Source organism: Hyphomicrobiales bacterium (assembly GCA_016125495.1).
GTDB lineage: Bacteria > Pseudomonadota > Alphaproteobacteria > Rhizobiales > RI-29 > RI-29.
Genome location: WGLQ01000012.1, coordinates 39,778 through 64,485, shown reverse-complemented (window position 1 = coordinate 64,485; position 24,708 = coordinate 39,778). Strand labels below are relative to the sequence as shown.

16 protein-coding genes, 1 tRNA gene and 1 riboswitch are annotated in these 24,708 nt (G+C 67.0%); of the genes, 8 read left to right on the top strand and 9 right to left on the bottom strand.

Features of this window, described 5'->3' with window-relative positions:
- Window positions 1–41: 41 nt before the first annotated feature.
- Together GC150_10775 and GC150_10770 are read right to left on the bottom strand one after the other, a co-directional pair.
- Window positions 42–2,366 carry an NADP-dependent malic enzyme gene (locus GC150_10775; GenBank protein MBI1385384.1) on the bottom strand — a complete coding sequence of 775 codons (2,325 nt, stop codon included), beginning with the start codon at window positions 2,364–2,366 and terminating at the stop codon, window positions 42–44.
- A gap of 185 nt (window positions 2,367–2,551) precedes the next feature.
- Window positions 2,552–2,625, bottom strand: a tRNA-Gly gene (locus GC150_10770).
- A 221-nt stretch (window positions 2,626–2,846) separates the two neighbouring features.
- Between GC150_10770 and hemN the strand changes: the two genes are divergently transcribed.
- Window positions 2,847–4,223 (top strand): oxygen-independent coproporphyrinogen III oxidase, encoded by a 1,377-nt coding sequence (gene hemN, locus GC150_10765; protein ID MBI1385383.1) that lies wholly within the window; start codon window positions 2,847–2,849, stop codon window positions 4,221–4,223.
- Here the strand turns inward: hemN and GC150_10760 are convergent.
- Window positions 4,220–4,891, bottom strand: a complete 672-nt coding sequence (locus GC150_10760; GenBank protein ID MBI1385382.1) for a CDP-alcohol phosphatidyltransferase family protein — start codon at window positions 4,889–4,891, stop codon at window positions 4,220–4,222. The genes hemN and GC150_10760 overlap by 4 nt on opposite strands.
- 188 nt (window positions 4,892–5,079) lie before the next feature.
- Between GC150_10760 and GC150_10755 the strand changes: the two genes are divergently transcribed.
- Window positions 5,080–6,060 carry a radical SAM protein gene (locus tag GC150_10755; GenBank protein MBI1385381.1) on the top strand — a complete coding sequence of 327 codons (981 nt, stop codon included), beginning with the start codon at window positions 5,080–5,082 and terminating at the stop codon, window positions 6,058–6,060.
- 22 nt (window positions 6,061–6,082) lie between these two features.
- Here GC150_10755 and GC150_10750 read toward each other — a convergent pair whose 3' ends face one another.
- Together GC150_10750 and GC150_10745 are read right to left on the bottom strand one after the other, a co-directional pair.
- Complete coding sequence (locus GC150_10750; GenBank protein MBI1385380.1) at window positions 6,083–7,009, bottom strand: 2-dehydropantoate 2-reductase; 927 nt, start codon at window positions 7,007–7,009, stop codon at window positions 6,083–6,085.
- 59 nt (window positions 7,010–7,068) lie between these two features.
- The gene (locus GC150_10745; GenBank protein MBI1385379.1) at window positions 7,069–8,178 is read right to left on the bottom strand and encodes a 2'-deoxycytidine 5'-triphosphate deaminase; all 1,110 of its coding nucleotides are present in this window, start codon (window positions 8,176–8,178) and stop codon (window positions 7,069–7,071) included.
- Window positions 8,179–8,343: 165 nt separating this feature from the next.
- Window positions 8,344–8,421: riboswitch (SAM riboswitch) on the top strand.
- Between the two features lie 47 nt (window positions 8,422–8,468).
- On the opposite strand from GC150_10745, the gene metZ reads away from it, so the two are divergent.
- From metZ to GC150_10725, 4 genes are all read left to right on the top strand, one after another.
- Complete coding sequence (gene metZ, locus GC150_10740; protein MBI1385378.1) at window positions 8,469–9,668, top strand: O-succinylhomoserine sulfhydrylase; 1,200 nt, start codon at window positions 8,469–8,471, stop codon at window positions 9,666–9,668.
- A gap of 107 nt (window positions 9,669–9,775) precedes the next feature.
- Window positions 9,776–11,467, top strand: a complete 1,692-nt coding sequence (locus tag GC150_10735) for a M48 family metalloprotease (GenBank protein MBI1385377.1) — start codon at window positions 9,776–9,778, stop codon at window positions 11,465–11,467.
- A 95-nt stretch (window positions 11,468–11,562) separates the two neighbouring features.
- A complete protein-coding gene (gene apaG, locus GC150_10730; GenBank protein MBI1385376.1) occupies window positions 11,563–11,955 on the top strand; it encodes a Co2+/Mg2+ efflux protein ApaG in 393 nt (130 codons plus the stop codon).
- Between the two features lie 84 nt (window positions 11,956–12,039).
- Window positions 12,040–13,527 carry a potassium transporter TrkH gene (locus GC150_10725; protein MBI1385375.1) on the top strand — a complete coding sequence of 496 codons (1,488 nt, stop codon included), beginning with the start codon at window positions 12,040–12,042 and terminating at the stop codon, window positions 13,525–13,527.
- A gap of 6 nt (window positions 13,528–13,533) precedes the next feature.
- On the opposite strand, the gene GC150_10720 is transcribed toward GC150_10725, so the two are convergent.
- Both GC150_10720 and GC150_10715 read right to left on the bottom strand, forming a co-directional pair.
- Window positions 13,534–16,881: an MMPL family transporter gene (locus GC150_10720; protein ID MBI1385374.1), complete on the bottom strand. Its 3,348-nt coding sequence runs from the start codon at window positions 16,879–16,881 to the stop codon at window positions 13,534–13,536.
- Between the two features lie 8 nt (window positions 16,882–16,889).
- Complete coding sequence (locus GC150_10715; GenBank protein MBI1385373.1) at window positions 16,890–18,311, bottom strand: HlyD family efflux transporter periplasmic adaptor subunit; 1,422 nt, start codon at window positions 18,309–18,311, stop codon at window positions 16,890–16,892.
- A 114-nt stretch (window positions 18,312–18,425) separates the two neighbouring features.
- Between GC150_10715 and argE the strand changes: the two genes are divergently transcribed.
- On the top strand, window positions 18,426–19,592 hold the full coding sequence (gene argE / locus GC150_10710) for an acetylornithine deacetylase (GenBank protein ID MBI1385372.1): 1,167 nt from the start codon (window positions 18,426–18,428) through the stop codon (window positions 19,590–19,592).
- Window positions 19,593–19,602: 10 nt separating this feature from the next.
- On the opposite strand, the gene GC150_10705 is transcribed toward argE, so the two are convergent.
- Together GC150_10705 and GC150_10700 are read right to left on the bottom strand one after the other, a co-directional pair.
- Window positions 19,603–20,604: an EamA family transporter gene (locus tag GC150_10705; protein MBI1385371.1), complete on the bottom strand. Its 1,002-nt coding sequence runs from the start codon at window positions 20,602–20,604 to the stop codon at window positions 19,603–19,605.
- Between the two features lie 194 nt (window positions 20,605–20,798).
- Complete coding sequence (locus GC150_10700) at window positions 20,799–22,235, bottom strand: OmpA family protein (GenBank protein MBI1385370.1); 1,437 nt, start codon at window positions 22,233–22,235, stop codon at window positions 20,799–20,801.
- A 273-nt stretch (window positions 22,236–22,508) separates the two neighbouring features.
- Between GC150_10700 and GC150_10695 the strand changes: the two genes are divergently transcribed.
- Window positions 22,509–24,701, top strand: a complete 2,193-nt coding sequence (locus tag GC150_10695) for an SUMF1/EgtB/PvdO family nonheme iron enzyme (protein MBI1385369.1) — start codon at window positions 22,509–22,511, stop codon at window positions 24,699–24,701.
- Window positions 24,702–24,708: the final 7 nt, after the last annotated feature.

Sequence of the window (24,708 nt, the reverse complement as noted above, 5' to 3'; positions counted from 1 at the left end):
CGACCGAGAACGCGAACCCTGGGGGCAGCAGAGCGCCCGCCTCAGGACCACTCGCCCCGACCGGGCCGCTCCAAGCCCGTCAAGACGCCGTTCTGCTGGGCCTCAACAACGGCGAACGCGGTCATGTTGACAACGCCGCGCGCCGTCACCGATGGCGTCAGGACATGGGCGGGGCGGGCGGCGCCGATGAGGATCGGTCCGACCGGCAGGGCATTGGCCATCGACTTGAGCAGTTCGTAGGAGATGCTCGCAGCGTCGAGGTTCGGCATGATGAGCACGTTCGCCTCGCCGGAGATCCGCGAGAACGGGAAGATCCGCATCCGCACCGCCTCGTCGAGTGCGGCATCACCCTGCATCTCGCCTTCGACCTCGAGTTCGGGCGCGCGCTGGCGCAGGAGCGCGAGCGCCTCGCGCATCTTCTGAGCGCTCTCACTGTCGCTCGAGCCGAAGCTGGAATGCGAGAGCAGAGCGATCTTGGGTTCGAAGCCGAAGCGCACGACCTGGCGGGCCGTCAGCCGCGCCATCTCGGCGATTTCCTCGGCGGAGGGATTCTTCGAAACCTGGGTGTCGGCGATGAAATAGGCACCGCGGTTCAGGATGAGGAGGCTCACGGCGGAAAAATCAGTGACGCCGGGGGCAAGTCCGATGATGTCGCGAATGTGCGCGACATGGCGGCTGAAACGGCCCTCGAGGCCGCAGATCATGGCGTCGGCGTCGCCGCGCAGAACGGCGAGGCCGGCAATCACGGTCGGGCGGGTACGGACCACCGTGCGGGCACGATCGGGCGTAACGCCCCGGCGGCAGGTGAGGCCGAGGTAGGTGTCCACATAATCACGGTAACGCGGATCAGACTGGGGGTTCACCACCGCGAAATCCTTGCCCGGCACCAGCGAGAGGCCGAAGCGCTCGATGCGCTTTTCGATCACATCCGGCCTGCCGATGAGGATCGGCTCGGCGAGCCCCTCCTCGAGCACCACCTGTGCCGCGCGGAGAACGCGCTCGTCCTCGCCCTCGGCGTAGATCACGCGCTTGGGCGCAGCGCGAGCGGCGGTGAACACCGGCTTCATGACGATGCCGGAGCGGAAAACGAAGCGCTGGAGGCTCTCGGTGTAGGTATCGATGTCGGCGATCGGGCGGGTGGCGACGCCCGTCTCCATCGCCGCCCTGGCCACCGCCGGGGCGATCATCAGGATGAGGCGCGGATCGAAAGGCGTCGGGATCAGGGATTTGGGACCGAAAATCTGGGTCTCGCCGCCGTAGGCCTTGGCGGCGACGTCGGAGGTCGGAGCACGGGCGAGTTCGGCGATCGCCTCGACGGCGGCGAGTTTCATGGCCTCGTTGATCGTCGTCGCACCGACGTCGAGGGCGCCGCGAAAAATATAGGGAAAGCAGAGCACATTGTTGACCTGGTTCGGAAAATCCGACCGGCCCGTGCAGATCATGATGTCGTCGCGGGTGGCCGCCGCGATGTCGGGCATGATCTCGGGATTGGGGTTGGCGAGTGCCATCACGAGCGGGCGCGGCGCCATGGCGAGCAGCATCTCGGGCTTGAGGACGCCACCGGCCGATAGTCCGAGGAAGACGTCGGCGCCAGGGATCACTTCGGCGAGCGTGCGGGCGGCGGTCTCCTGGGCATAAACGTCCTTCCAGCGATCCATCAGCGCGGTGCGGCCGCGGTAGACGACACCCTCGAGGTCGGTCACCCAGATATTTTCCCGACGCGCCCCGAGGCTGACCAGGATGTTGAGGCAGGCGAGCGCGGCGGCGCCGGCGCCGGAGGTCACGATCTTGACGTCCTCGATGCGCTTGCCGGCACAGGCGAGACCGTTGAGGACGGCGGCACCGACGATGATGGCGGTGCCGTGCTGGTCGTCGTGGAAGACCGGGATTTTCATCTCCCGGCGCAGACGCTCCTCGATCTCGAAGCACTCGGGTGCCTTGATGTCCTCGAGGTTGATGCCGCCGAAGGTCGGCTCGAGGGCGGCGACGACGGTGCAGAAGCGGTCGACGTCGGTGGCCTCGACCTCGAGATCGAACACGTCGATGGCGGCGAACTTCTTGAAGAGAACCGCTTTTCCCTCCATTACGGGTTTGGAGGCCAGCGGGCCGATGTTGCCGAGGCCGAGCACGGCGGTGCCGTTGGTGATGACGGCGATGAGGTTGCCGCGGGTCGTCAGGTTCGCGGCCTCGGCCGGATCGTCGCGGATCGCTTCGCATGCCGCCGCGACGCCGGGCGAATAGGCGAGCGCAAGGTCGCGTTGGTTGCCGAGCGGCTTGGTCGGGACCACCTCGAGCTTACCGGGCCGTGGCAGGCGGTGATAGACGAGGGCACCCGAACGCAGGTCGTCGGTCACCTTGCTCGACATTTCGGAACGGCTCACGGGCACCCCCACTCTCGACTGCGGCCTGCCGGCAACGCGGCCCGTTCATGCCGGGCGCGGGCGAACGCGGGCAGGCCGCCTCACTCACCTCACCGCAACCTACACGGGCGGGCGGGAGCGGGAAAGCGGCGCGCGGGGTGAGCTGGTGGGCGTCGCGGACAGCCGGCGCTTGGAGCGGGTGAAGGGAATCGAACCCTCGTCGTAAGCTTGGGAAGCTTCTGCTCTACCATTGAGCTACACCCGCGTGCGCCAATCACGCAGGTGCGCACGCTAGCACCGGGCGCGCGCGGTCTCAAGACGATCGTGGCGGTGAGCAGGATTGGCGGCAGGCGGCACCGCCGATGTCCGGCACCCCATCGGCCGGTACACCGTCGCCCCCATGACCTGGATCAATGCGCGTGGTGGCGCGCCGCGCTTGGCTCAAGCGACGAGCAAGGCTGTGGCGTGGTGCGCGGGAGACGGGACATGGTGACGGCAACGGCAAAGGGGGCAACGACGATCGAGGACCTCCTCAAGCGCCATGGCGCGCCGGTGCCACGCTACACGAGCTATCCGACCGCCAACCACTTCAATGCGTCGGTCGGCCCGGATCAGCATCGCGCATGGCTCGCGTCGCTGCCACAAGGGGCCAAGCTCTCGCTCTATACGCACGTGCCGTTCTGTCAGGAGCTGTGCTGGTATTGTGGCTGCAGCACCAAGGCGGTACGACGCTACGCGCCCGTTTCGAGTTACCTCGACCTCCTCGTCAAGGAGATCGATACGGTGGCCGGGCTGGTGCCGGGTCGCCATGCCGTCACGCACATGCATTGGGGCGGCGGTTCGCCAGACATTCTGACTGCGAGCGACATCGCGCGGCTCGCCGACCGGATGCGCGAGCGCTTCATTTTCGCCGGGAATGCGGAAGTCGCGGTCGAAATCGATCCACGGCTGCTCGATGCGCCGCGCGCCTCGAGCCTCGCCGAGGCAGGCTTCAACAGGGTCTCGATCGGAGTGCAGGATTTCGATCCCGTCGTGCAGAAGGCGATCGGGCGAATGCAGAGCTTCGAGGCGACGGCCCGGGCGGTGCGGCTGTTCCGCGAGTTCGGCGTCGGCTCGATCAACCTCGACCTCGTCTATGGGTTGCCGCACCAGACGACGGAGAGCGTGGCGCGGACCCTCCGCCAGGTCCTGTCACTCGACCCCGAGCGCATCGCGATCTTCGGTTATGCGCATTTGCCCTCCCGGCTGAAACACCAGCGGCTGATCGACGAGGCGGCACTGCCGGGGCCGCTCGAGCGGCACGCCCAGTCGCGCCGGCTCGCGGCCATGCTCGGGGAGGCCGGCTACGTGGCGATCGGGATCGACCATTTCGCGAAGGCGACCGACAGCCTGGCGAGCGGCGCGGTGGCACGCAATTTCCAGGGCTATACGACCGACCGGGCGGATGCGCTGATCGGGTTCGGAGCCTCGGCGATCTCGCGATTGCCGGCGGGTTATGCGCAAAACGCGGTCGCGGTGCACGAGTATGGTGAGCGGCTGGCAAGCGAAGGCCTCGCCACGGCGCGTGGCTGGCGGATGGGGGACGACGACCGATTGCGCGCGCTCGTGATCGAGGAGCTGATGTGCACCTTCGGTCTCTCCACCGGCGCCCTTGTCGAACGGTTCGGACAGGCGGCGGCTGAGCCGATCCTGGCCGAGGCCGCGCGGATCGTCGCCGAGGATCGCGACGGCCTGGTCGAGCCGACCGCCGACGGCTTCCGGTTGACGGCCTCGGGCCAGCCGTTCGTGCGGACGGTTTGCGCGCGCTTCGACACTTACCTCGCGGGCAATGTCGCGGAGCGGCGGCACGCCATGGCGGTCTAGCCGGGATCGTCCGGACGGGCTGCACCGATGCCGCCGGTTGCCTCGGCCGGCGCCGGACCCGGCGCCATGCCGCGATAGACGACGACGATCCGTGCAAGGCCCGAAACCCAGCAAGCGAGGCCGAAGAGCGGGCCGAGCAGCCAGAACCATGAAGGCAAGAGGCAAAAGACGATGAATGCGGCGATCGTCTCGGCACCCTCGGTAAGGCCGCTCAAATAGTAGAACGACTTCGTGCCCTGAGCGGTGGTGGTCAACCCACGCCGGGCCGCGATGGTGGCGTAGGCGAGGAAGGCGGCACCGTTGACGAGGAAGCCCGACAAGAGGATCGCGGCGGCAAGGGCATTGCGGTCGGGATCGTGCAAGGCGAACGCCAGCGGCAGCAGCGCATAGAAGACGAAATCCAACGTGATGTCGATGAAGCCGCCACGGTCGCCGGCGGTGCCAGCGGCGCGCGCGACCGGACCGTCGAGACCATCGCAGAGCCGCGCCAGCAGGATCGCGACCAATGCGGCGGCGAACAGGCCGGCGACGACCGAAAGCGCGGCGACGAGCCCGAGCGCGAGGCCGGTGAAGGTGAGATGGTCGCCGCTCAGGCCGAAGCTGGCGAGGCGCCGGGCCACCATGGCGAGTGGTGGGTCGAGCAGCGGGCGGATGCGGGAATCGAACATTCCGTCAGCTCACATCCAATCACACTTGCTTCAAGTGACTTGCCCGGCCGACCGCGATAGACGAGGTTACCAGCTCGTTGCGGACCGTCACGACCATGGTCGGCCGCAGCATAACACCTTCGTGACTCATCCCGGATCGCGTCCGCGTGATAGTGTCCGAAAGCGATCGGGGGTTACGGTTCGTGAACATCGAGGCCAGCTTCAAGGCAAAAGTCGAGACTCCGGGCAAGTTCGAGCACCCCGACTGGACCGCCAAGGGCGAACCGCGGGCGAGCGTGCCGCTCACTCGACTGGAGACGCTCTGGTTCAACACCGGCACGCTCTGCAACATCGAGTGCGTCAACTGCTACATCCTGTCCGGGCCGAAGAACGATCAGTTGGTCTACCTCAGCGCGGCAGAGGTCGGCGCCTACCTCGACGAGATCGCAACGCTCGGCCTCGGCACGCGCGAGATCGGCTTCACGGGTGGCGAGCCGTTCCTCAATCCCGATGCCGTCGCGATGATCGGTGATGCGCTCGGGCGCGGGCACGAGGTGCTGGTGCTGACCAACGCTATGCAGCCGATGCAGCGCAAGGGCGTCAAAGCGGGCCTCCTGGCGCTCGCCCGCGAGCACGGCAACCAACTGACGCTGCGGGTCAGTCTCGACCACCACACCCGTGAACTGCACGAGAAGGAACGCGGCGCCAACACGTGGGACAAGGCGCTGGCGGGCATCGACTGGCTGGCGGAGAACGGGTTCCACATCGCCATCGCCGGGCGGACCTGCTGGGGCGAGAGCGAAGCCCAATCGCGTGCCGGCTATGCGAGACTGATCGCAGAGCATGGCTGGTCGATCGATCCCGAGGACCGCGAGGCATTGCTGCTGCTGCCGGAAATCGATGCCGGAGTGGAGGTGCCCGAAATCACCGTCGCTTGCTGGAGCATCCTCGGCAAGCAGCCGAGCGAGATCATGTGCGCGACGAGCCGGATGATCGTGAAGCGCAAGGGCGAGGACGCGCCCAAGGTTCTGACCTGCACGCTGCTGCCCTACGATCCGCGCTTCGAGATGGGCCGCACGTTGGCCGCTTCCCTCACGGCCGACGGCGGCATGTTCGATCAGGGCGCCGTCAAGCTCTGCCACCCGCATTGCGCCAAGTTCTGTGTGCTCGGCGGTGGGAGCTGCTCGTAGGACCGGACGAGCGCAGTCGTGCTCACCGGGTGAAGGCCAATTCGCGCGAGCGCACGATGGCGCTCAGCACTTCGTTGCAGGGCGCCGAAAGCCCGACCTCGGCAGCCTTCTGCGCTACGATGCCATTGATGCTGTCGATCTCCGAGCGCCGTCCATCGATGTGGTCGAGCAGCATCGAGGGGCGGGCGGTGGGCATGGCGTTGCCGAAGGCAGTGACATAGGCATCGATGTCAGCGAACGAAAAGGCGACGCCGTGGCCGCGACCGGCGGCGAAGGCCTCCCGACCACAGGCGAGCGCAACCGGCCAGGCGTGAGGGTCGGCCATGAGTTCGCCGATCGGTTTGCCGAACACCGTGCACGGCGCGCTGAAGGTGACATTGCAGACGAATTTCTCCCAGACGAGTTGCATGATGTCGGGATAGGTCGCGACATTGAATCGCGCCGAGGCCCAAGCCTCCCGGACGCGTTCGAGGCGCGGCGTCAGGCCACCCGCCGGTTCGCCGAGACGCACCAGTTTCATACCGGCGTGATGCACGTGCCCGGGCCCCTTCATCGCGGCACCGAAGCCGTCGGCGACCCCGAGGAGCACGCGCTCGGGCGCGAGTTCGCCGGAAATGCGCTCGTAGGCGCCGAGGCCGTTCTGGATGGTGAGGACCGGGGTTTCCGGCCCGAGGAGCGGCAGGCTCGCACGCGCGGCAGCGGCAACGCCGGCGGCCTTGGTTGCGAGCACGACGAGGTCGACGGGGCCGACGGCCTCGGCCCGGTCGGTCACTTGCAATCCGCCGACCGTGCGGTCGCCGAGGGGCCCCTCGATCCGCAGGCCGCGCGCGCGGATCGCCTCGAGGTGCTCGCGCCAGAGGTCGATGCCCCAGACCTCGTGGCCGGCCTCGGCGAAGTGCGCGGCATAGACGCTGCCCATGGCGCCGAGCCCGATGATGGCGATCCGCATGATGTTCTGCTCCCGCTCGTTCCTCATCCACGATCAGGTCCGCCGTGGGGGCTGGCCGATCACACGAAGTGCTTGGAAAGCTTCAAACCCTGGGCCTGGTAATGGCTGCCGATACCGGCACCGTAGAGCGTCGCCGGGACTGCGCACATGCGCTCGTAGACGAGGCGCCCGATGATCTGGCCGTCCTCCAGGATGAAGGGTACCTTGTGGCTGCGTACCTCGAGAACGACGCGGGCGCCGGCCCCGCCGGTCGCGGCATGGCCGAAGCCCGGGTCCATGAAGCCGGCATAGTGGACCCTGAACTCGCCGACCAGCGGATTGAATGGCATCATCTCGGCGGCGTGGCCGGGGGGGATGGTGACCGCCTCCTTGGAGGCGAGGATGTAGAACTGGTCGGGATCGAGGATCAAGCGGCGGTCGCCATCACCGGCGCGGATCGGCTCCCAATAATCGGCGATGCGGTGGGCGCCGGCGGCATCGACGTCGACGACACCGGTGTGGCGCTTGGCGCGGTAGCCGACGAGGGCGTCCGGGCCCGGCGCGAGATCGACCGAGAGGGCGATGCCATCGTCGATGTCGACGGTGCCTCCCGAAACGAGACCGACCTCGCGCTGGAGGCGGGTGAGGGTGGCATCGTCCTCGCGTGGGTCGCCGCGGCGAAGGCGGAGCTGGGAGAGACGTGAGCCCGGACGCACGAGGATCGGGAAGGTCTGCGGGCAGATCTCGGCGTAGAGTGGGCCGTGGTAGCCGGCGGGCACCTGATCGAAGGCCGTGGCGCCGTCGACGATGACGCGGGTGAAGACGTCGAGCCGGCCGGTCGAGGATTTCGGATTGGCGGCGCCGGCAAGGTCGGCGGACAGCGCCAGGCTCTCCATCAGCGGGACCACGTAGACGCAGCCGGTCTCGAGGACCGCGCCGGCGGAGAGGTCGACGCGGTGGGTCGCCAGCTCGCGCAACCGCTCGGCGACGGGCACACCTGGGCCGGGCAGGAAACTGGCGCGGACCCGGACGGCCGTCGTGCCGAGCCGCAAGTCGAGGCTCGCCGGCTGAACCTGATCGGGGGCGGGTGGCATCGCCGGCAGGATGGCTCCCTCACGCAACAGCACCGCTATCGCGGAATCCGGCAGGATCCCGCTCGCCGTCACTCGCGACTGGGCTCGTCTTGCCATCGGCTCCCTCGGGCTCCCTCACCCCGCAGCGCCAACCCGCCGAATGCGACGACCAGCGATGCGATCGATGCTGACTAGCGGCTCGGCACCCTGCCGGTCAAACGTTGCGAGCGCGGCCCACCGAGCGCAGGATGCTTGACCTCGGCGCGGCGCCGGTCCTATGGGAAGCGCTCTCGTGGTGATTTGGCCGGCCGGCTTGCAGCCACGTTAAAGAAGTCGCTAAAGGGCCGATGTTCTCCCGGAAAGGACGACGCGGCCCCCGGCATGCTCCCGAGCATGGAGGGAAACTCATGTCCGCCACCCCCGACGACGACGATCAGGCGCCCGATCCGACGACCACGCTGGTGCACGGCGGCACGTTGCGCTCGCAGTTCGGCGAGACGTCGGAGGCGATTTTCCTCAACTCCGGCTTCGTCTATCGCACGGCCGAGGAGGCGGAGGCCCGCTTCAAGGGGGACGTGCCCGGCTTCGTCTACAGCCGCTATGCCAATCCGACGGTCGCCATGTTCGAGGAGCGCATCCGTCTGCTCGAGGGAGCGGAGGCGGCGCGCGGCACCGGTAGCGGCATGGCGGCAGTGGCGGCCGCGCTCTTCAGCCAGCTCGAGGCCGGGGATCACGTCGTTGCGGCAAAGGCGCTGTTCGGCTCCTGCCGCTACATCATCGAGGATCTGTTGCCGCGCTTCGGGGTTTCCTCGACGTTGATCGATGGTCGCGACCTTGGCGCCTGGGAGCAAGCGTGCCGCCCCGAAACGAAGGTGATGTTTCTCGAATCGCCAACCAATCCGACACTCGAGCTGGTCGATATCGCCGGAGTTTCGGCCATCGCCCGGCAGATCGGGGCAAAGGTCGTCGTCGACAACGTCTTTGCCACGCCGATGCTGCAGCGCCCGCTGGCGCTCGGAGCGCACGTCGTCACCTATTCGGCGACCAAGCACATCGACGGACAGGGGCGATGCCTCGGCGGAGTCGTGCTCGGCGACAAGGAGTTCATCGAAAAGAAGCTCCACGACTACCTCAAGCACACCGGGCCATCGCTCTCGCCGTTCAACGCCTGGGTGCTGCTCAAGGGCCTCGAGACGATGGCGCTCCGGGTCGAGCGGCAATGCGCGACGGCGGCCGTGCTCGCCGATCATATCGCTGGCCATCCCAAGGTGCGCGATCTCATGTATCCGGGGCGGGCCGACCATCCGCAGGCCGAGTTGGCGCGCCGTCAGATGGCGGGGGGCGGGCCGATGGTGGCGTTCTCGCTCACCGGCGGCAAGAGCGCGGCATTCGCCATGCTCAATGCGCTGAGCGTCATTTCCATCTCCAACAACCTCGGCGATACCAAGAGCCTCATCACGCATCCGGCAACGACGACACACCAGCGGCTCAGCGAGGAGGCGCGGGCCGAACTCGGCATCGGGCCCGGCACCGTGCGGCTCAGCGTCGGGCTGGAAAGCCCCTTGGATCTCATCGCCGACCTCGAACGGGCGCTCGCGACCGCCTGAGGGGCGGCGCCGACCCTTCAGCGGACGTCTGGCGCAACGCTCCGCACTCGGATAAAGTTCCCGCGCGGACCGTTGCCCAGGGTGTGCGCGTCGGTCTCGCGGGAGAAATGGCCATGGGTCGCCTCCTCACCGCCTCGATCGTGACGCTCGGCCTCCTCGTCGGCATGATCGCGAGCCTCATCCTCGCCATCCTCATGACGATGGACGCGATCTCGCTGCCGTTCACGATCGCCGCGACGATCGTCATCAGCGTGCTGATCTGGCTGCTCAGCCCCTGGCTGCTCGACCTCTCGCTGTCCTGGATCAACGGGATGAAATTCCTCAGCGACCAGGAGCTCGAGACGCGCCATCCGCACGTCCACCGCATGCTTCACGAGGTCGCCCGAGAATTCGCGTTCACGCCGGCCCGCGTCGGTATCATCGCGGACCGCAATCCAACGGCGTTCACGTACGGGCGCGGGCGCGGCAATGCCCGGATCGTGCTGACAGAGGGGATCTTCGAGTTCCTCGACGAGGACGAGACGCGGGCGGTGGTGGCGCACGAACTCGGCCACATCGTTCACCGCGACTTCATCGTGATGACGATCGCCGGCTGCCTCGTTCAGATCCTCTATCAGATCTACGTTCACACCACGAAGCGCAACCGGGGGTCGAGCGACAAGAAGAACAGTCTCGCTGGGGTCGGGTTCGCCGCACTCGTCTTCTATTGGATCGGGCAATACCTGCTGCTCTACCTCAGCCGCACGCGGGAATACATGGCCGACGCATTCGCCGCGAGCCGCACATCACCCGGACATCTCGCCAGCGCCCTCGTCAAGGTGGCGTACGGCATTGCCAAGGTCGAGGACAGCGACAGCACGGCTCAGCTTCTGCGGAGCACCCGCCACATGGGGCTCATCGACGTCAAGAACGCGCACTCGGTCGGTCTGATGGCCTCGACCGGCGAAGGTCCCGACGGACCCGATGGACCGTGCGACCGCTATGGCAAGCCGGTGCACAAGCCGACGCCGATCCCGGCCGAAGCCATGCTGTTCGATGGCTACAATCCCTGGGCGTGGTTCGCCGAGCTGAACTCGACGCATCCGCTCACGGGCAAGCGCATCCTGGCGCTCGGCGAGATGGCCAAGGCGGCGGGCAAGCCGTTCCAGATGGACATCGCGGGGGCGGCGCGCCGGGCGGGCGTCGACAAGGGCGAGCTCTGGCCGCATTTCCTCAAGGAGGCTGCGATCTATTTCGCGCCCTACTTGGTCGCTCTCCTCACGGTGCTGGCCGGGTATTGGTATCTCGCCCTCGCGACGGGGGCGGCGACGGTGATCGCGACGTTGTTCCTGCGCTATCCGATGGGCGAGCCGAAGCCGACGACGGTGATGGCGCTGATGTCGGACCCGCGCGCCTCGCCGGTGATCGGGCGACCGGTGCGGCTCGAGGGAACCGCGATCGGCCGTGCGGATGCCGGCTCATTCGTCGGCGAGGACCTCGTCATGCGCGATGCGAGCGGCTTCACGACGCTCGACTTTCGCTCCATGTTCGGGGTGATCGGCGACCTCCTCAGCGGCTGGCTGCGGGTCAAGAATCACATCGGTGAGACCGGCCGGGCAACCGGCTGGTTCAGGAGGGGCATGCTCGGGCACGTCATCCTTTCGAGGCTCGAGACGAAGGCCGGCGTGCTCAGCGCGGTGCCTTACTTCTGGCAAGTGCTGCTCTCGCTCGCGGCGATCGCGGGAACGGCGGTGTTCGTGCTTGCCGGAGGTGCGGAGCTGGCGCGGGAGGTGCCTTGGGACGTTCTGGCGAAGCCCTGAGGGTGAACCGAGCCCACGAATTCGATCGATCGGGGCAGGAGGGGCGACCACACATCCCAATTCCGCTCGCGCGCAAAGGGCGCTATGGTGGGCCTATGTACGAAGCGACCACCAACAGCGTGCGGGTTCGCGTAAAGCCGCGCTATCTTCCGGATCGCTCCGACCCGGCAGCCGGTAATTATTTCTGGGCCTATACCATCGAGATCACCAACGAGGGCATGGCGGCGGTGCAACTGCAATCGCGCCACTGGCGGATCATCGATGCCAACGGGCGCCTCGAAGAGGTGCGCGGCCCGGGCGTCGTCGGGGAACAGCCGATCCTGGGGAACGGTGAGTCGTTCGTCTACACGAGCGGGGTACCGCTCGCGACATCGTCGGGCTTGATGTCCGGGCAATACCGCATGGTGAACGAGGACGGTAACGCCTTCGACGTCGAGGTGCCGGCGTTCTCCCTCGACACGCCCTTCTCGACGGCGCGCTCGAACTGATGCACGGTGACGCCCGCGATCCGGTCGGCGCCAGTCGCGGCGCCGGAATCGGGTCATGAGCGAGCAGGCAGGCGACCGCGCGACATGATCCCCTTGAGACCAGTCCTGCTGATCAACGGGCTGCTGCTCGCGACACTCGGCTCGGCAATGATGCTGCCGGCGATCGTCGATCTCTACCATGGCGACGACGACTGGCTGGCCTTCGTGGCGGCATCGGGTCTGACGCTGTTCGTCGGCGGGGCACTCGCGCTCGCCAATTTCGGGGGCACGACGGAATTATCGACGCGCCAGGCGTTTCTGCTAACCACTCTCGCATGGGTTCTGATCACGGCATTCGCGGCCCTGCCCTTCGTCTGGTCGCGGATGCAGATCAGCTACGTCAATGCCTTCTTCGAGGCGATGAGCGGCGTGACGACGACCGGCGCGACCGTGATCGTCGGGCTCGACAGCGCGCCCAAGGGCATCCTGCTCTGGCGAGCTCTCCTGCAATGGCTCGGGGGCATCGGCATCATCGTCATGGCGATCGCCGTCATGCCGATGCTGCGGGTTGGCGGCATGCAGCTCTTTCGCCTCGAGTCGTCCGACAACTCGGGAAAGATCCTGCCGCGGGCCCGCCAGATCGCGGGCGCCGTTCTCGTGCTCTATCTGACGATTTCAACAGCTTGCTTCCTGGCATACCTGCAGGCGGGGATGTCCGGTTTCGATGCGGCCACGCACATGATGTCGACGGTTGCAACCGGCGGCTTTTCGACGCGCGACAATTCGATCGGCGCATTCGACAGTGTCGAGGTCGAACTGGTCGCCGTATTCTTCATGATCGTTGCCAGCCTGCCTTTCCTGCTGCTGTGGCAGGCCCGATCCGGCAATCTCGCAGTGTTGTTTCGCGATGTTCAGGTGAAGTTTTTCTTCAGCCTGATCGCGGTCTTCGTGCTGCTGGCCTGGCTGGCGCAGGTCGCGGTGCCGCCAGCCAACGCGCAGGCCATCGCCATAGGGGCGATCGAGCCGGTCAATGGCTGGCAAGCGTTGCGGCACGCGCTCTTCAGCATCGTGTCGGTCATGACGGGGACGGGGTATGCGACTGCGGCCTACGACACATGGAACGACTTTGCCGCTACGCTGTTCCTGGCGGTCATGCTGGTCGGAGGTTGCGCCGGGTCGACGTCGTGCGGGATCAAGGTCTTTCGCGTGTACGTCGCCGCTGCGATGGTGCGCCAACGGGTGATGGCCTACGCTCAGCCGCACAGGGTCGTGGTGGTGCGCTTCAACGGCAAGCCGCTCGGTAACGAAGTGCCGAGGGCCGTGATGAATTTCCTTTTCCTTTTCCTGCTCATGCTGGCGTCGTTCTCGGTGGCGCTGAGCTTGCAAGGTCTCGATCCGCTCACGGCGCTTTCCTCGGCGGCAACCGCGCTGGCGAATGTCGGGCCGGGCCTCGGGCCGGTGGTGGGACCAGCCGGCAATTTCGCGAGCCTGCCCGACATCTCCAAGTGGACGCTGTCGTTCGCGATGCTGCTCGGGCGGCTCGAGCTGTTCACGGTGATCGTGCTCTTCACGCCCGCCTTCTGGCGCGGCTAATGTTGCCTACTCGGCCGGGGCGGGCGGGGCCTGACGCTCGGGGAAATAGAGCCCCTTGATCCAGCGGAAGGCACGCGCGATGTCGCCACCGAAGCCCATCAGCGCCGGCACCAGCAACAGCACGAGCGCGGTTGCCGCCGCCAGTCCGAAGACGAGGGTCACCGCCATCGGGATGAGGAACTGCGCCTGCCGGCTCTCCTCGAAGAGCAATGGAGCGAGCCCGCCGATCGTCGTCAGCGAGGTCAGCATCACGGCGCGGAAACGGTCCTGGGAGGCGCCTATGGAGGCCTCTCGCAGGCTCTGTCCCTCGGCGAGGCGCTCGTTCACCTGACTGACCAGGATGATGGAATCGTTGACCAGGATACCGGAAAGCCCGAGCAGGCCGATCATCGAGATGATGGTCAGGTCCATGCCCATCACGTAGTGGCCGCCGATGGCGCCGACGAGCCCGAACGGGATGATCGCCATCACCGCGAGCGGGCGGGCGTAACTCTCGAATACCCACGCGAGGATGATATAGATGAGCGCGAGCGACAGCAGGGCGCCGAGCCGGAGGTCTGCGAACGATTCCCGGCGCTCCTCGTCGCGCCCCTTGAAGTCGTAGGTGAGGGCGTAGCGGGCGGCGAGATCCGGCATCACGTCGCGCCGCAGGAGGGCGACGGTCTCGTCGATGTTGACCTGCTCGGTGTCCACGTCCGCGGTGACGGCGACCGTGCGGGCGCCGTCACGGCGCTGGATGATCGAAAAGCCCTGGCGCTCTCGAATGGTCACCACTTCGGTGATCGGCACGTGCTCGCCGCTCGGGCTGCGGAGATAAAGCTGGGTGAGCGCGGCGATGCCACCGGCCTTCTGGTCGCGCATCACGCGCACCGTGATCTCCTCGTCGCCGCGCGCGAAACGCGTTGCGATGGTGCCTTCGAAGGCGTTGCGAACCTGCGAGCCGACGCTCTGGCCGGTGAACCCGAGGGCGGTACCGCGCGGCGTCAGCTCGAGGACCAGCTCCGGCCGACCATAGGGCAGGTCGTCGGAGATCCCGCGCACCCCCGGATAGGAGGCAAGCACGTCAGCCAACTCCAGGGCCGCCGTCTTCAGGGTCTCGATCGGGGCGTTCTGGAGGCGGATGTCGAGATCGCGGCCGGGCGGTCCGGCACGGCGCTCGTTGAGGGCGATGCGCTCGACGCCGGGGATGTTGGGAAGGTTACGCCGCCAGGCCTGCACGAAATTGCGCGTGCGGATGGTGCGCTCCTCCGACGGCGCCAGCTCCACCTCGACCGAGGCGACGTTCTCGCCCTGGGTGCGGCCGGCCTCACCCAGCGTGACGAGGCTGCTGACGATGAGGCTGTCGGCACGCTTGACGACGGGAGCCCCGAAGACCAGGGAGCGCAGCCATTGAAGGGTGGTTTGCTCGGCAGGGGCAGTGCCGTTCGGGGTGGAGCGAGGTGGCGCAGCGGGCGCGGGGACCGCGTCATCCTTGCGGGCGGCGCCTTCGCCAGTGCGTGCGCCGTTGCGCCCGTTGGCGCGCCCCGACAGGAGATCGCGCTCGACCTTGGCGAGGCCCTCCTCGATCCGGGCGATCGCCGCGATCTGATCCTCGCGCGGCGTTCCGGCGCCGAAATAAATCGCCGCCGTGACACTCTCGGACTCCGGAGAGGGAAAGAACGTGAATTTCACGCGCCCGCCGGCCAGCAGACCCGCCGCGAGGATGAGCCCGCCGATCATCACGGCGATGGTGGCATAGCGCCAACCGTAGGCGACCTCGACCAGCACGCGGAACGGGCCCTTGCGGAACCGGTCCATGCCACCATCGAAGTTGCGGCGGAACCAGCTGGGCTTGCGCTGCGCCGCGCCACCGTGGCGCATGTGACCGGGAAGGATGAGAAAGCACTCGATGAGGCTGGCGACGAGCACCGCCATCACGACCAGGGGGATGGCGAACATGATGTCGCCGATGCGACCCTGGATGAGCGTGATCGGATAGAACGCGGCCATGGTCGTCAGCGTCGCGGCGAGCACCGGAACCATCATGCGCACGGCACCCTGGTGGGCGGCCTCGAGCGGTGAATAACCGCGCTCGGAGAGGGTGGCGGTGTGTTCGCCGACCACGATCGCATCGTCGACGATGATGCCGAGCATCATGATGAGCGCGAACATCGACATCATGTTGATGGTCTGGCCGGTGGCATACATGGCCGCGAGTGTGGCGAGAAACGCCACCGGGATGCCGGCCGCTGTCCAGAAGGCGATGCGGAAGTCGAGGAAGATGAAAAGCACGATCAGGACGACGATCAGGCCCTGGATGCCGTTCGTCACGAGGATGCCGAGGCGCTGCGCCACCAGCTTGCCGCGCACGTCGTAGACCTCGACCGTGAGCGAGGCGGGCAGGCGCGCGCGGGCCTCCTCGATGTATCGTTCCATCGCCTCCATGGTCTTCAACGTGTCGGCCGCGACGGAGCGCTGCACATTGAGTTCGATGGCGAGGTTGCCGCCCTTGAGGCCGATCTTGGCGTCGTCGTCGAAGCGCGTCTCGATGACCGCGATGTCGCGGAGGAAAACCTTCTGACCGTCCGGAAAGGACCGGATCTCGATGCCGCCGAGTTCCTCGGGCGTGCGCCGGTCGGAGAGTGAACGCAGCTGCATTTCCACGGCGCCCTCGAGGAGACCGGAGGGCAGGTCCCGCGTGTTGTCGCGGATGCGGGTCGCGACATCGGCCGGGGTCAGATCGAGGCGGCGGAGCGCTGCCTCGTTCAAACGGATTTCAATCTCCTCGGGTCGCGAACCCTTGAGGGTGACGCGGTCGATGCCGGCCGCGAGCAGGCCGTCGCGCAGGGTCTTGGCGTAGCTCTTGAGGGCGGCCTCGGAGAACGGACCGGAGACGGAAACCTTGCCGACGGACTCGTAGAAGGTCGAGCGCGTGACCTCGACGTCCTCGGAATCCTCCGGCAGCGTCGAGACGCGCGCCACCGCCTGCTCGATGTCGGACTGTGCCTTCTGCATGTCGGCGCCGGCCTCGAACTGCAGCGAGATGACCGCCGAGCCCTCGCGCGCGATGCCCGTCACCTCCTCGACGTCGTCGAGAAAGCGCAACTCGGGTTCGAGGGCGTCGATGATGTTCTTTTCCACGTCCTCCGCGCTCGCGCCCGGCCAGGCGACACTCACGGTGATCGAGGGCACTTCGATGGTCGGAAAGAATTGCGTGTTCATCTTCTGCAGGCCGAACAGGCCGAGCAGGACAAGGGTCAGCATCAGGAGGTTGGCGGCCGTCGGATGGCGCACGAAGACGCCGATGATGCCGCCGCCATCCGTGGAACGGGCGGGCGAGCCGCCCGATGAATTCTCCGACACGTGCGTTGTCATGGCGGGTCCTAGCTCGGCTGCGCGGCGGTCGTCAGCCGGCGCGTATCACGCAGCTGGACCTTGACGCCCGGCCCCGGTGTCGAAATCCGCGTCGTCATCACGACGTCGCCCGACTCGATCTCGCCGCGCACCAACGCATCGGCGCCGTCGCGGCCGATGATTTCGATGCGGCGGGGCTGCAGGCGGTCGTCGGCGATGATGTAGACGAGGTCGCCGTAAATCGCGGTGGTCGGCACACGGGCGACACGGTCGTAGCCGCGATCGGCGATGTCGACCTCGACGAAGGCGCCGGCGCGCAACGGGATCGGCTGCAGGGGATCGGCGAGACGAATGAATACCGGGACGCCGCCGCTCGCGCTCGAGATCGTGGCGCCGGTTCGCTCGATCCGGCCCGGATAGACGATGGGCTCGTCACCGACCCGCCAGCGCACGGTGGCCTCGCGGCCCACGACGGTGCCGCTTTCGGCGATGATGCGACCGTACTGGCCGTCCGAAAGGGTCAACCGCACCTCGAGCTGATTGCGGTCGCGCAACGTCGCCACCCGGTCGTTGATACCGAGGACGCGACCGACCTCGGCACCGACATCGCTCACGTAGGCATCGAACGGCGCCTTGAGGCGGGTTTCCTCGAGGCGTCGCTCGGCTCGGCGCACACCCCATTCGAGACGGGCGAGCGCGGCTTCCTGCTGTTCGATCTTGGCAGACCAGACCGTCAAGCTGGCCTGGCGCTGTTCGACGGCCTGGGCACGCTGTGTAACGACACCGCGACGATCGTCGACGGTCTTCTGCGTCACCGTGCCACGCGAAGCCAGAGGCACGGCGCGGGCGAGGTCGCGCTCGGCGAGCGTCAGCTGCTCGCGATCGCGCCGCAGCGATTCCTGCTCCTGGGTGAGCGACGCCTTGAATTCGACGAGCCGGGCGCGCGCCTCCTGAAGCTGCGCCTTTGCCTCGACAAGTGCACCCTCGTAGTCGAAGGAATCGACCACCATCAAGGTGTCGCCGGCCGCCACCTCGCCCCCCTCGCGAAGGCCGGGCCCGACCTCGACCACCTCGCCAGCGACGAGGGTCCGGATCTCGATGCTGCGCCCGGCAACCGTTTCACCATAGAGGTCGAGGCGCGGCTGGTAGCGGGCGAAGGCAACGGAGCGCCCCTCGACGGCGAAGACCTGCTCGCTCGGGGGCCGGCGCGCCGGCTCGCTCTTGGTGGCCTTCATGAAAGCAAAGCCCTGCCAAGCGCCGAAAAGAATCGCGACCGGCAGAAGCGCCTTCGTCAGGAAGCGCAGTGTCGCGACGACCGGTCGGCGCCTTGCGGGCGGTGCGGCCGCCGGCGCTTCGACAGCGGTCGAGACCACACGTGCCTGATCATCCAACATCGTCACTCCATCCGTCATCGGTGATCGACCACCGCGGCCCGTAGGACACGCCAACATACTACACAACGTGGCGGCTTACGGATTTCCGTCGCGCGAGGAACACTTGACCTCGAGCCCGCGACGGCGTCCGCTGAGGACCACCCAACCCGAGGCTTGGACAAGACACAAACCATGAGCACAATCGAGGCCATTTCCATTCTCGAACGGCTGGTCGCATTCGACACCACGAGCCGCAACTCAAACCTCGCTCTCCTTGCCTATGTCGAAGGGCTGCTCGGGGCCCATGGCATCGAAAGCCGGCGGATTCCGGATCCGAGCGGTCAAAAGGCCAGCCTCTTTGCCACCATCGCCGCCCACGACGGCGGGACCGAGGGCGGTATCGGCCTTTCCGGGCATACCGATGTCGTGCCAGTGGACGGCCAGAACTGGAGCACCGACCCATTCAGGCTCACGGAGCGCGATGGCCGGCTCTACGGGCGCGGCGCCTGCGACATGAAAGGATATCTCGCCTGCATCCTCGCGAGCCTGCCGGAGTTCAAGCGCAAGCCGCTCGCGCGCCCGATCCATCTCCTGTTTTCCTATGACGAGGAAGTCGGCTGCACGGGCGTGCGACCGATGATCGACTTGATCGGCAAGAGTTTGCCGAGACCCGATGCGATCCTGGTCGGCGAACCCTCGAGCATGCGGGTGATCGATGCGCACAAGGGCGCGACGCGCTTTCAAACCCGCGTCACCGGCCGCGAGGCGCACTCGAGCATGTCGCACCTGGGCGTCAACGCCATCCAGTACGCAGCCCGCGCCATCGCCGGCATCATGGAGATCGAACGCGAGCTGGCGGAGCTGGCGCCGAGCCCTCGCTTCACGCCCGCCTATACGACGCTGCATGTCGGGCTCATCGAAGGCGGCACGGCAATGAACATCGTGCCGAAGACCTGCACGTTCTCCTGGGAAGCGCGCCCGGTGCCCGGCGTCTCGGCGAGGGGGGACGTGCTCGCGCGGTTCGAGGCCAACGTCGCCGCGCCGCTCGTCGAGCGGATGCGCCGGATCGATCCCGAAGCCGGCATCGCGACGGTGGTCAGCAACGACATTCCAGCTTTCGATGGTGGTAGTGACGGACCGGGCGTCGCCCTCGCGCGGGCTCTCACGGGCGAAAACGACATGCGCGTCGTCTCGTTCATGACCGAGGCGGCACTGTTCCAGCTCGCCGGCCTCAGCAGCGCCGTCTGCGGCCCGGGGGACATCGCCCAGGCACACGCGCCCGACGAGTTCATCGCGATCGGTGAATTGGAGCGCTGCATGGGGACACTGGAGCGCCTCGCCGCCAGCCTGCGCCTCTGACCGGGGTCGATCAGCGCAGCAAGCGGTTGAAGTTGGCGCGCGGCAGATCCTTCTCGATGCGTTCGCGCCAGGCAACGAAGGTGCCGGAGCCGCCAATGAGGGCGATGCCGACGATCGAGGCGAGGTCGGGAAGGGTGTACCAGAAGACGAAGCCCCAGAAAGCCGTGAAGATCAGGTACGTATAGTCGAACGGCGCGAGCCAGCTCGATTCCGCGCTCTGGTAGGCCTTGGAGAGCATGATGTTGGCGACGACGTTGGTCAGTCCGCAAGCGAAAACCAGGGCGAGGACCGGCAGTGAGAGATGGTGCCATCCGGTGAAGAGGTAGGGCCATGAAATGGACAGCTCTCCGGCGGAGAACCAGGTCAACGCGGCAAGACCCGCAACACCGACGATCAAATTCATCGCGGCACTGCCATAGCCCAGCGCGACGGGCGATTCCTCGCGGCAGAGCTGGCGCGTGACGATGATCGTCACCGCATAGATGAAAGCCGAGGCCAGCGGGAGCAGGGCGAAGACGGTGAAGCTATCCGTTCCCGGCTTGATGATGAGCAGTGTGCCCGTGAACCCGACGATGATCGCAAGCACGCGGCGCGGCCCGACCCGCTCGCCGAGCAGCACCGCCGAGAGAATGGCGACGAAGAGGGGGAAGGTGTAGAGGCAGGCGGCGAGGGTGGCGAGCGGCAGGAACGGAACCGCGCCGAAATAGAGCACCATGGTGGTGACGAGGAGGAAACTGCGCAGGGCAACCGCCCAGAGCCGGCGAGGCATCACCGGCATTCCGTACCAGATCACGCCACCGACGAAATAGAGCAACACCAAGTTCACGAAGGCGCGGATCGACTGGAACTGCCAAAGCGAAACATCGCCGCTGATCAATTTGACGAGGCCGTCCTGGAAGGCGAGCCCGAAGGCGGCGGCCATGACGAGGCCGGCCGCGAGCGCCGGGCGATCGCCCCCGGCGTCAGCGGCAATGAGAACCGGTGCACTCTTCAACGAGACGTCAGCGGGCATTTGCGCAGCAGCCGGAATGGCGATTGACCAAGCCTAGACCCACCTCGTCGCCGGCCGCAACAACGCAATCGTCCCGGTCGACGCAAACCAGCGTCCCAGCGCGGGACAACCGGAGGGCTCACAAACAGGAGGGGCGCCTCTGCGGCGCCCCTCTCGTTCGTCGTTCGATCAACCGGTGGTTCGGCCCACCAACCTCAGAAAGAGGTTTCACCGAGATTGACGATCTGCACGCGGCGATTGCGGCCATCGTACGGGTCGTCCACGGCCGGGTCCTCCTCACCGTAGCCGACGATCTCGAGGCGCTCGGGCTCGACGCCGTGCTGCGTCACCAGGAAGTCGCGGATGGCCAGGGCGCGGCGGTTCGAGAGATCGAGGTTGTACTCGTTGTCACCGCGGGCGTCCGTGTGCCCGGCGATCAGGATGCGGCTCGCCTCGAGCTCGGGATCGAGCAGTGCGTGGGCCAGCTCGTTGAGCACAGGCAGGGCCTCGCGAGTGATGCGGTCCGAGTCGAGATCGAAGTGCACGGTGAGGTCGATCGAGCCCTCGCCGTCGAGCACGTCTTCGCCGTATCCGCCGACATCGGTGCTCGCATAACGGGTCGGAGCACTCGGGCCACCGGTGATGACGCGACGGCCGCCGGAGAACGGGCTGGCGCTGCGACCCGTTTCGACATAGGCGGGCGCTGCGGCGTTACCCGAGGTCAGCGCGAGTCCGCCGCCGGAGTTGTTGCGGCTGACGTGACGCGGCCCGGCGAGCGGATCGTTGCGGCGAGCGAACGACGTCGAGGTGCCGGAGCCGTTGCGGTTGCCGGTCCGGTTCGGGTTGCGCGGGGCCGCCTTCTGGACGCCGCTACCGCCGCCGGATGAGGCGACGCTGCCGGACGATGCACCGCGACCACCATTGTTCGACGGATTGAAGGGCAGCGAGCGGGTCGTGCGGGTCCCGTTCGTCAAGCGGCCGCCGTTGTTCGTGTTGCCGCGGTTGCCGGTATTCGTGGGATCGAGCGGCAGGGCGGTCGGATAGCGGTTGCCGTTCTGGCCGGGATTGCGCGGCGCGGCGCGCTTCACGCCGCCATTCGAAGCAAGACCCCCATTGGACGCCGAACCACGTCCGCCGTTGTTGGACGGATTGAACGGCAGCGAACGCACGCGCCGGGTATTGCCGTTGTTGGCGTTGCCGTTGTTGTTGCGGTTGCCGTTGGCATCGGGGTTCAACGGCAGCGCGTAGCGCCGGTTGCCGTTGTTGGCGTTGCCGGTATTATTGCGGTTGCCGTTGGACTTGGGGTCGAAGGTGCCGGCAACCGGCACCTGACGACGCGCAGCCGTGTTGTTCTGGCCATTGTTGGTCTGCCCGTTGCGCAGGCGTGCCAGAAGCTCGCGGCGCAGGGCACGAGCCCGAGCCGTTGCCTTCTTAGCGGCCGGCGCCGCCTGTGCACCGTTGTTGCCCTGATTATTGGTCTGAGCGTTGGTCTGCTGATTCGCCTGGCGACGCTTGGCGAGCAACCGCTTGACGATCTCGTTGCTTCTTATGATCTGCTGGGCCTCGGCAGGGCGCACATCGACATGCGCCGAAACGGCGAGCGCTGCCATCAGCGCCAGTGCCGAGACCTTCAGTCCGGGGATCTGCAACATAACCGAGTTCCTTTCCGTCCATCCTGCCCATCGGCGTCGCCCGACAACGCGGGCTACAACTTCGCACTCCAGGTGGAAGGCCCAGAGGACAATGTGGGCATGCGAAGGCGTGACCGGCTCGACACAGTATACACGGATCGGCAAGACAGTCGAATGCGTGTAAGCTTCTGGTCGTTGCAATGGTGATCGATGCCGGCCTCAGCACGCGATATCGGGCGATAGCCTCGGTGCGGCCGGTCGCGGCGATGTGAACGAGCACGAGGACAGGCACAGATGTCAGGAATTGCAGCGGCCAGACGCCACTCGAGCACAAGCGCCCTTCGGCTCGCGGCGGCGCTCACGTCTTGTCTCATCGCCATCGGTGCGGCTGGAGCTGCGAATGCACAGGTCGACCAGGCGTCCGGCGGCGGCGTTGGCGGCAATCTCGAACGGGCCGTGCGGGATGCCTTCACGGACATGGAGCGCGTGATGCGCCCGTGCGTCGAGGGGCGCGTCGGACGGTCGCAAATCGACGTGCGCTTCATCGGTATTCCGCTCGGCGATCCGCGGATCTCCGAGGGCCTGCGCGATGCGATCAACGCGCGTTTCGTCTCGACCATCAACCAGATCTCGCCGTATGTCGCAAACCCCTACGAAGTCAACAAGTTGCTGCCCAAGCTCTCGCCCGGGACAACGGTCGGGGGTGAGCGGCTGGTGGCGGCCATCAACGCGCAGATCGACTCGCCGATGGTGGCGATCGTCGAGCCGTCGCGGCCGACCCCGGACGTCGTCACGCTCAAGTTCCAGCTCCTCGGGCGGGCCGAGAATGGCGTCTTCGGGTGTCCGCAGGAGCGGCTGATGCACATCGCTCTTCCGGCGCTGACCATCACCGAACGCCCAGCCCGCGATCTCGATCTTCGGACCTTCGACGGCTTTGCCGATGCCGCCCTCACCCATCTCACACCGGGCTTGCTCGATCTCACCTCCCTGGCGGCCGCGTTCGCACCTCGGGCGGGCATGGAGGGGCAGCCGCTCTGCCGCGATGTCGAGGATTTGATGACGCGGCTCCGAGCCCGCTACTACGCGTTCCGCCGCAGCGAGGCGATCGCCGCGCTCGGCACACAGCGTTTGCCCGGGCTCGCGGCCGGGAACTACGTGATGGGCGCGCAGTCCACGGCAACGGCCGAAGGGCAAGGCGCCGAGGCGACGCAAGTGGTTCTGCATGTCTCGCCGGACGCGGCAGAAGGCATCTATTTCGCCGGGCTCGTCCTCACGAAGGGTGCCGTCGAGGTGGAGGCGTCCTATGCGCGTATCGCGCTCGAGCGCCCGCTCGATCCGGCCTGCCTCGTTCCGCCGGCACCCGAGACCACCGAAACCGCCAAGAGCGAAGGCGAAGGGGCCGGCTCCGATGGTCAGCAGGCGCCACAAGGTTCGGACGGCTCCGGCCAGACCGGAGCAACGGACGGCACCAGTGACACCGGCGTCGCGCAAGGCACGGATGGCTCGAGCAGCCCTGGCCAAACCCCCGAAACGCCCGGCAAGGGCGCCTGCATCACGTACGCCAGCACGGCCAGTATCACGCGCAGCGACTGCCTCAAGCCGGGCGACATCTTCCGCGATTGCGACGCCTGCCCGCAGATGGTGGTGGTCGCGCCGGGCAGTTTCCGCATGGGCGGGGCACCGGGCGAGACCGGATACAAGGATGTCGAAGGGCCGCAGAAGGACGTGACCATCGGCCAGCCGTTCGCCATCGGGCGCTTCGAGATCACGCGCGAGGAGTACGCCATCTTCGCCGATGACAGCGGCCACAAGCCGGGTGACCACTGCTATTTCTGGAGCAAGAACGGCCGCTGGCAGAAGGGGCGCGGCCTCAACTTCGCCAAGCCGGGCTTCGCGCAGGACGCGAGCCATCCGGCGGTGTGCATCAGCCATGCCGATGCGCGTGCCTATCTCGCGTGGCTGAATGGCGGCCTCGGGATGAGCGAGGCCGAGGGCTACCGTCTGCCGAGCGAAGCGGAATGGGAGTATGCGGCGCGGGCCGGAGAAGCGGGCGCGGGCTGGGCGAGCGAGGCCGACCTGGCGAAACGCGCGCACTTCCGTAAGGAGGGCAGCCCGGTGCAACTGCCCGGAACGGCCCCTGCGGGCAGCTTCGCGGCCAATGCCTTCGGCCTGCACGACATGCTCGGCAACGCCTGGGAGTGGGTCGCGGACTGCTGGATCGACTCGCTGCACACGCTGCCAGAGGACGGCAGTGCCCGCACGCGCGATTGCACCTACGCCACGCACCATGGTCTGCGCGGCGGCTCCTGGAACGATGCCGCCGAGTTCAACCGCTTCGCAAAGCGCAGCTACACGCTCGGCACCGCCTACAGCCAGGACGTGGGCTTTCGTATCGCCAAGCCGCTGTTCTTCAGGGTGCCGGGTGAGTCGGCCGAGGCGCCGGCAGGGGCGGGCGCCACGACCACGCGGGCGGCCGGCGCGAATTGAGGCGCGG

Excerpts from the sequence above, each read along its gene's own strand:
- metZ (MBI1385378.1), top strand. The coding sequence starts at position 8,469 with ATGTCCGCCACCCCCGACGACGACGATCAGGCGCCCGATCCGACGACC.
- GC150_10705 (MBI1385371.1), bottom strand. The coding sequence starts at position 20,604 with ATGCCCGCTGACGTCTCGTTGAAGAGTGCACCGGTTCTCATTGCCGCT.
- GC150_10745 (MBI1385379.1), bottom strand. The coding sequence starts at position 8,178 with ATGGCAAGACGAGCCCAGTCGCGAGTGACGGCGAGCGGGATCCTGCCG.
- apaG (MBI1385376.1), top strand. The coding sequence starts at position 11,563 with ATGTACGAAGCGACCACCAACAGCGTGCGGGTTCGCGTAAAGCCGCGC.
- GC150_10760 (MBI1385382.1), bottom strand. The coding sequence starts at position 4,891 with ATGTTCGATTCCCGCATCCGCCCGCTGCTCGACCCACCACTCGCCATG.
- GC150_10700 (MBI1385370.1), bottom strand. The coding sequence starts at position 22,235 with ATGTTGCAGATCCCCGGACTGAAGGTCTCGGCACTGGCGCTGATGGCA.
- hemN (MBI1385383.1), top strand. The coding sequence starts at position 2,847 with ATGGTGACGGCAACGGCAAAGGGGGCAACGACGATCGAGGACCTCCTC.
- GC150_10695 (MBI1385369.1), top strand. The coding sequence starts at position 22,509 with ATGTCAGGAATTGCAGCGGCCAGACGCCACTCGAGCACAAGCGCCCTT.
- GC150_10735 (MBI1385377.1), top strand. The coding sequence starts at position 9,776 with ATGGCCATGGGTCGCCTCCTCACCGCCTCGATCGTGACGCTCGGCCTC.
- GC150_10775 (MBI1385384.1), bottom strand. The coding sequence starts at position 2,366 with ATGTCGAGCAAGGTGACCGACGACCTGCGTTCGGGTGCCCTCGTCTAT.
- GC150_10715 (MBI1385373.1), bottom strand. The coding sequence starts at position 18,311 with ATGTTGGCGTGTCCTACGGGCCGCGGTGGTCGATCACCGATGACGGAT.
- argE (MBI1385372.1), top strand. The coding sequence starts at position 18,426 with ATGAGCACAATCGAGGCCATTTCCATTCTCGAACGGCTGGTCGCATTC.
- GC150_10720 (MBI1385374.1), bottom strand. The coding sequence starts at position 16,881 with ATGACAACGCACGTGTCGGAGAATTCATCGGGCGGCTCGCCCGCCCGT.
- GC150_10750 (MBI1385380.1), bottom strand. The coding sequence starts at position 7,009 with ATGCGGATCGCCATCATCGGGCTCGGCGCCATGGGCAGCGTCTATGCC.
- GC150_10725 (MBI1385375.1), top strand. The coding sequence starts at position 12,040 with ATGATCCCCTTGAGACCAGTCCTGCTGATCAACGGGCTGCTGCTCGCG.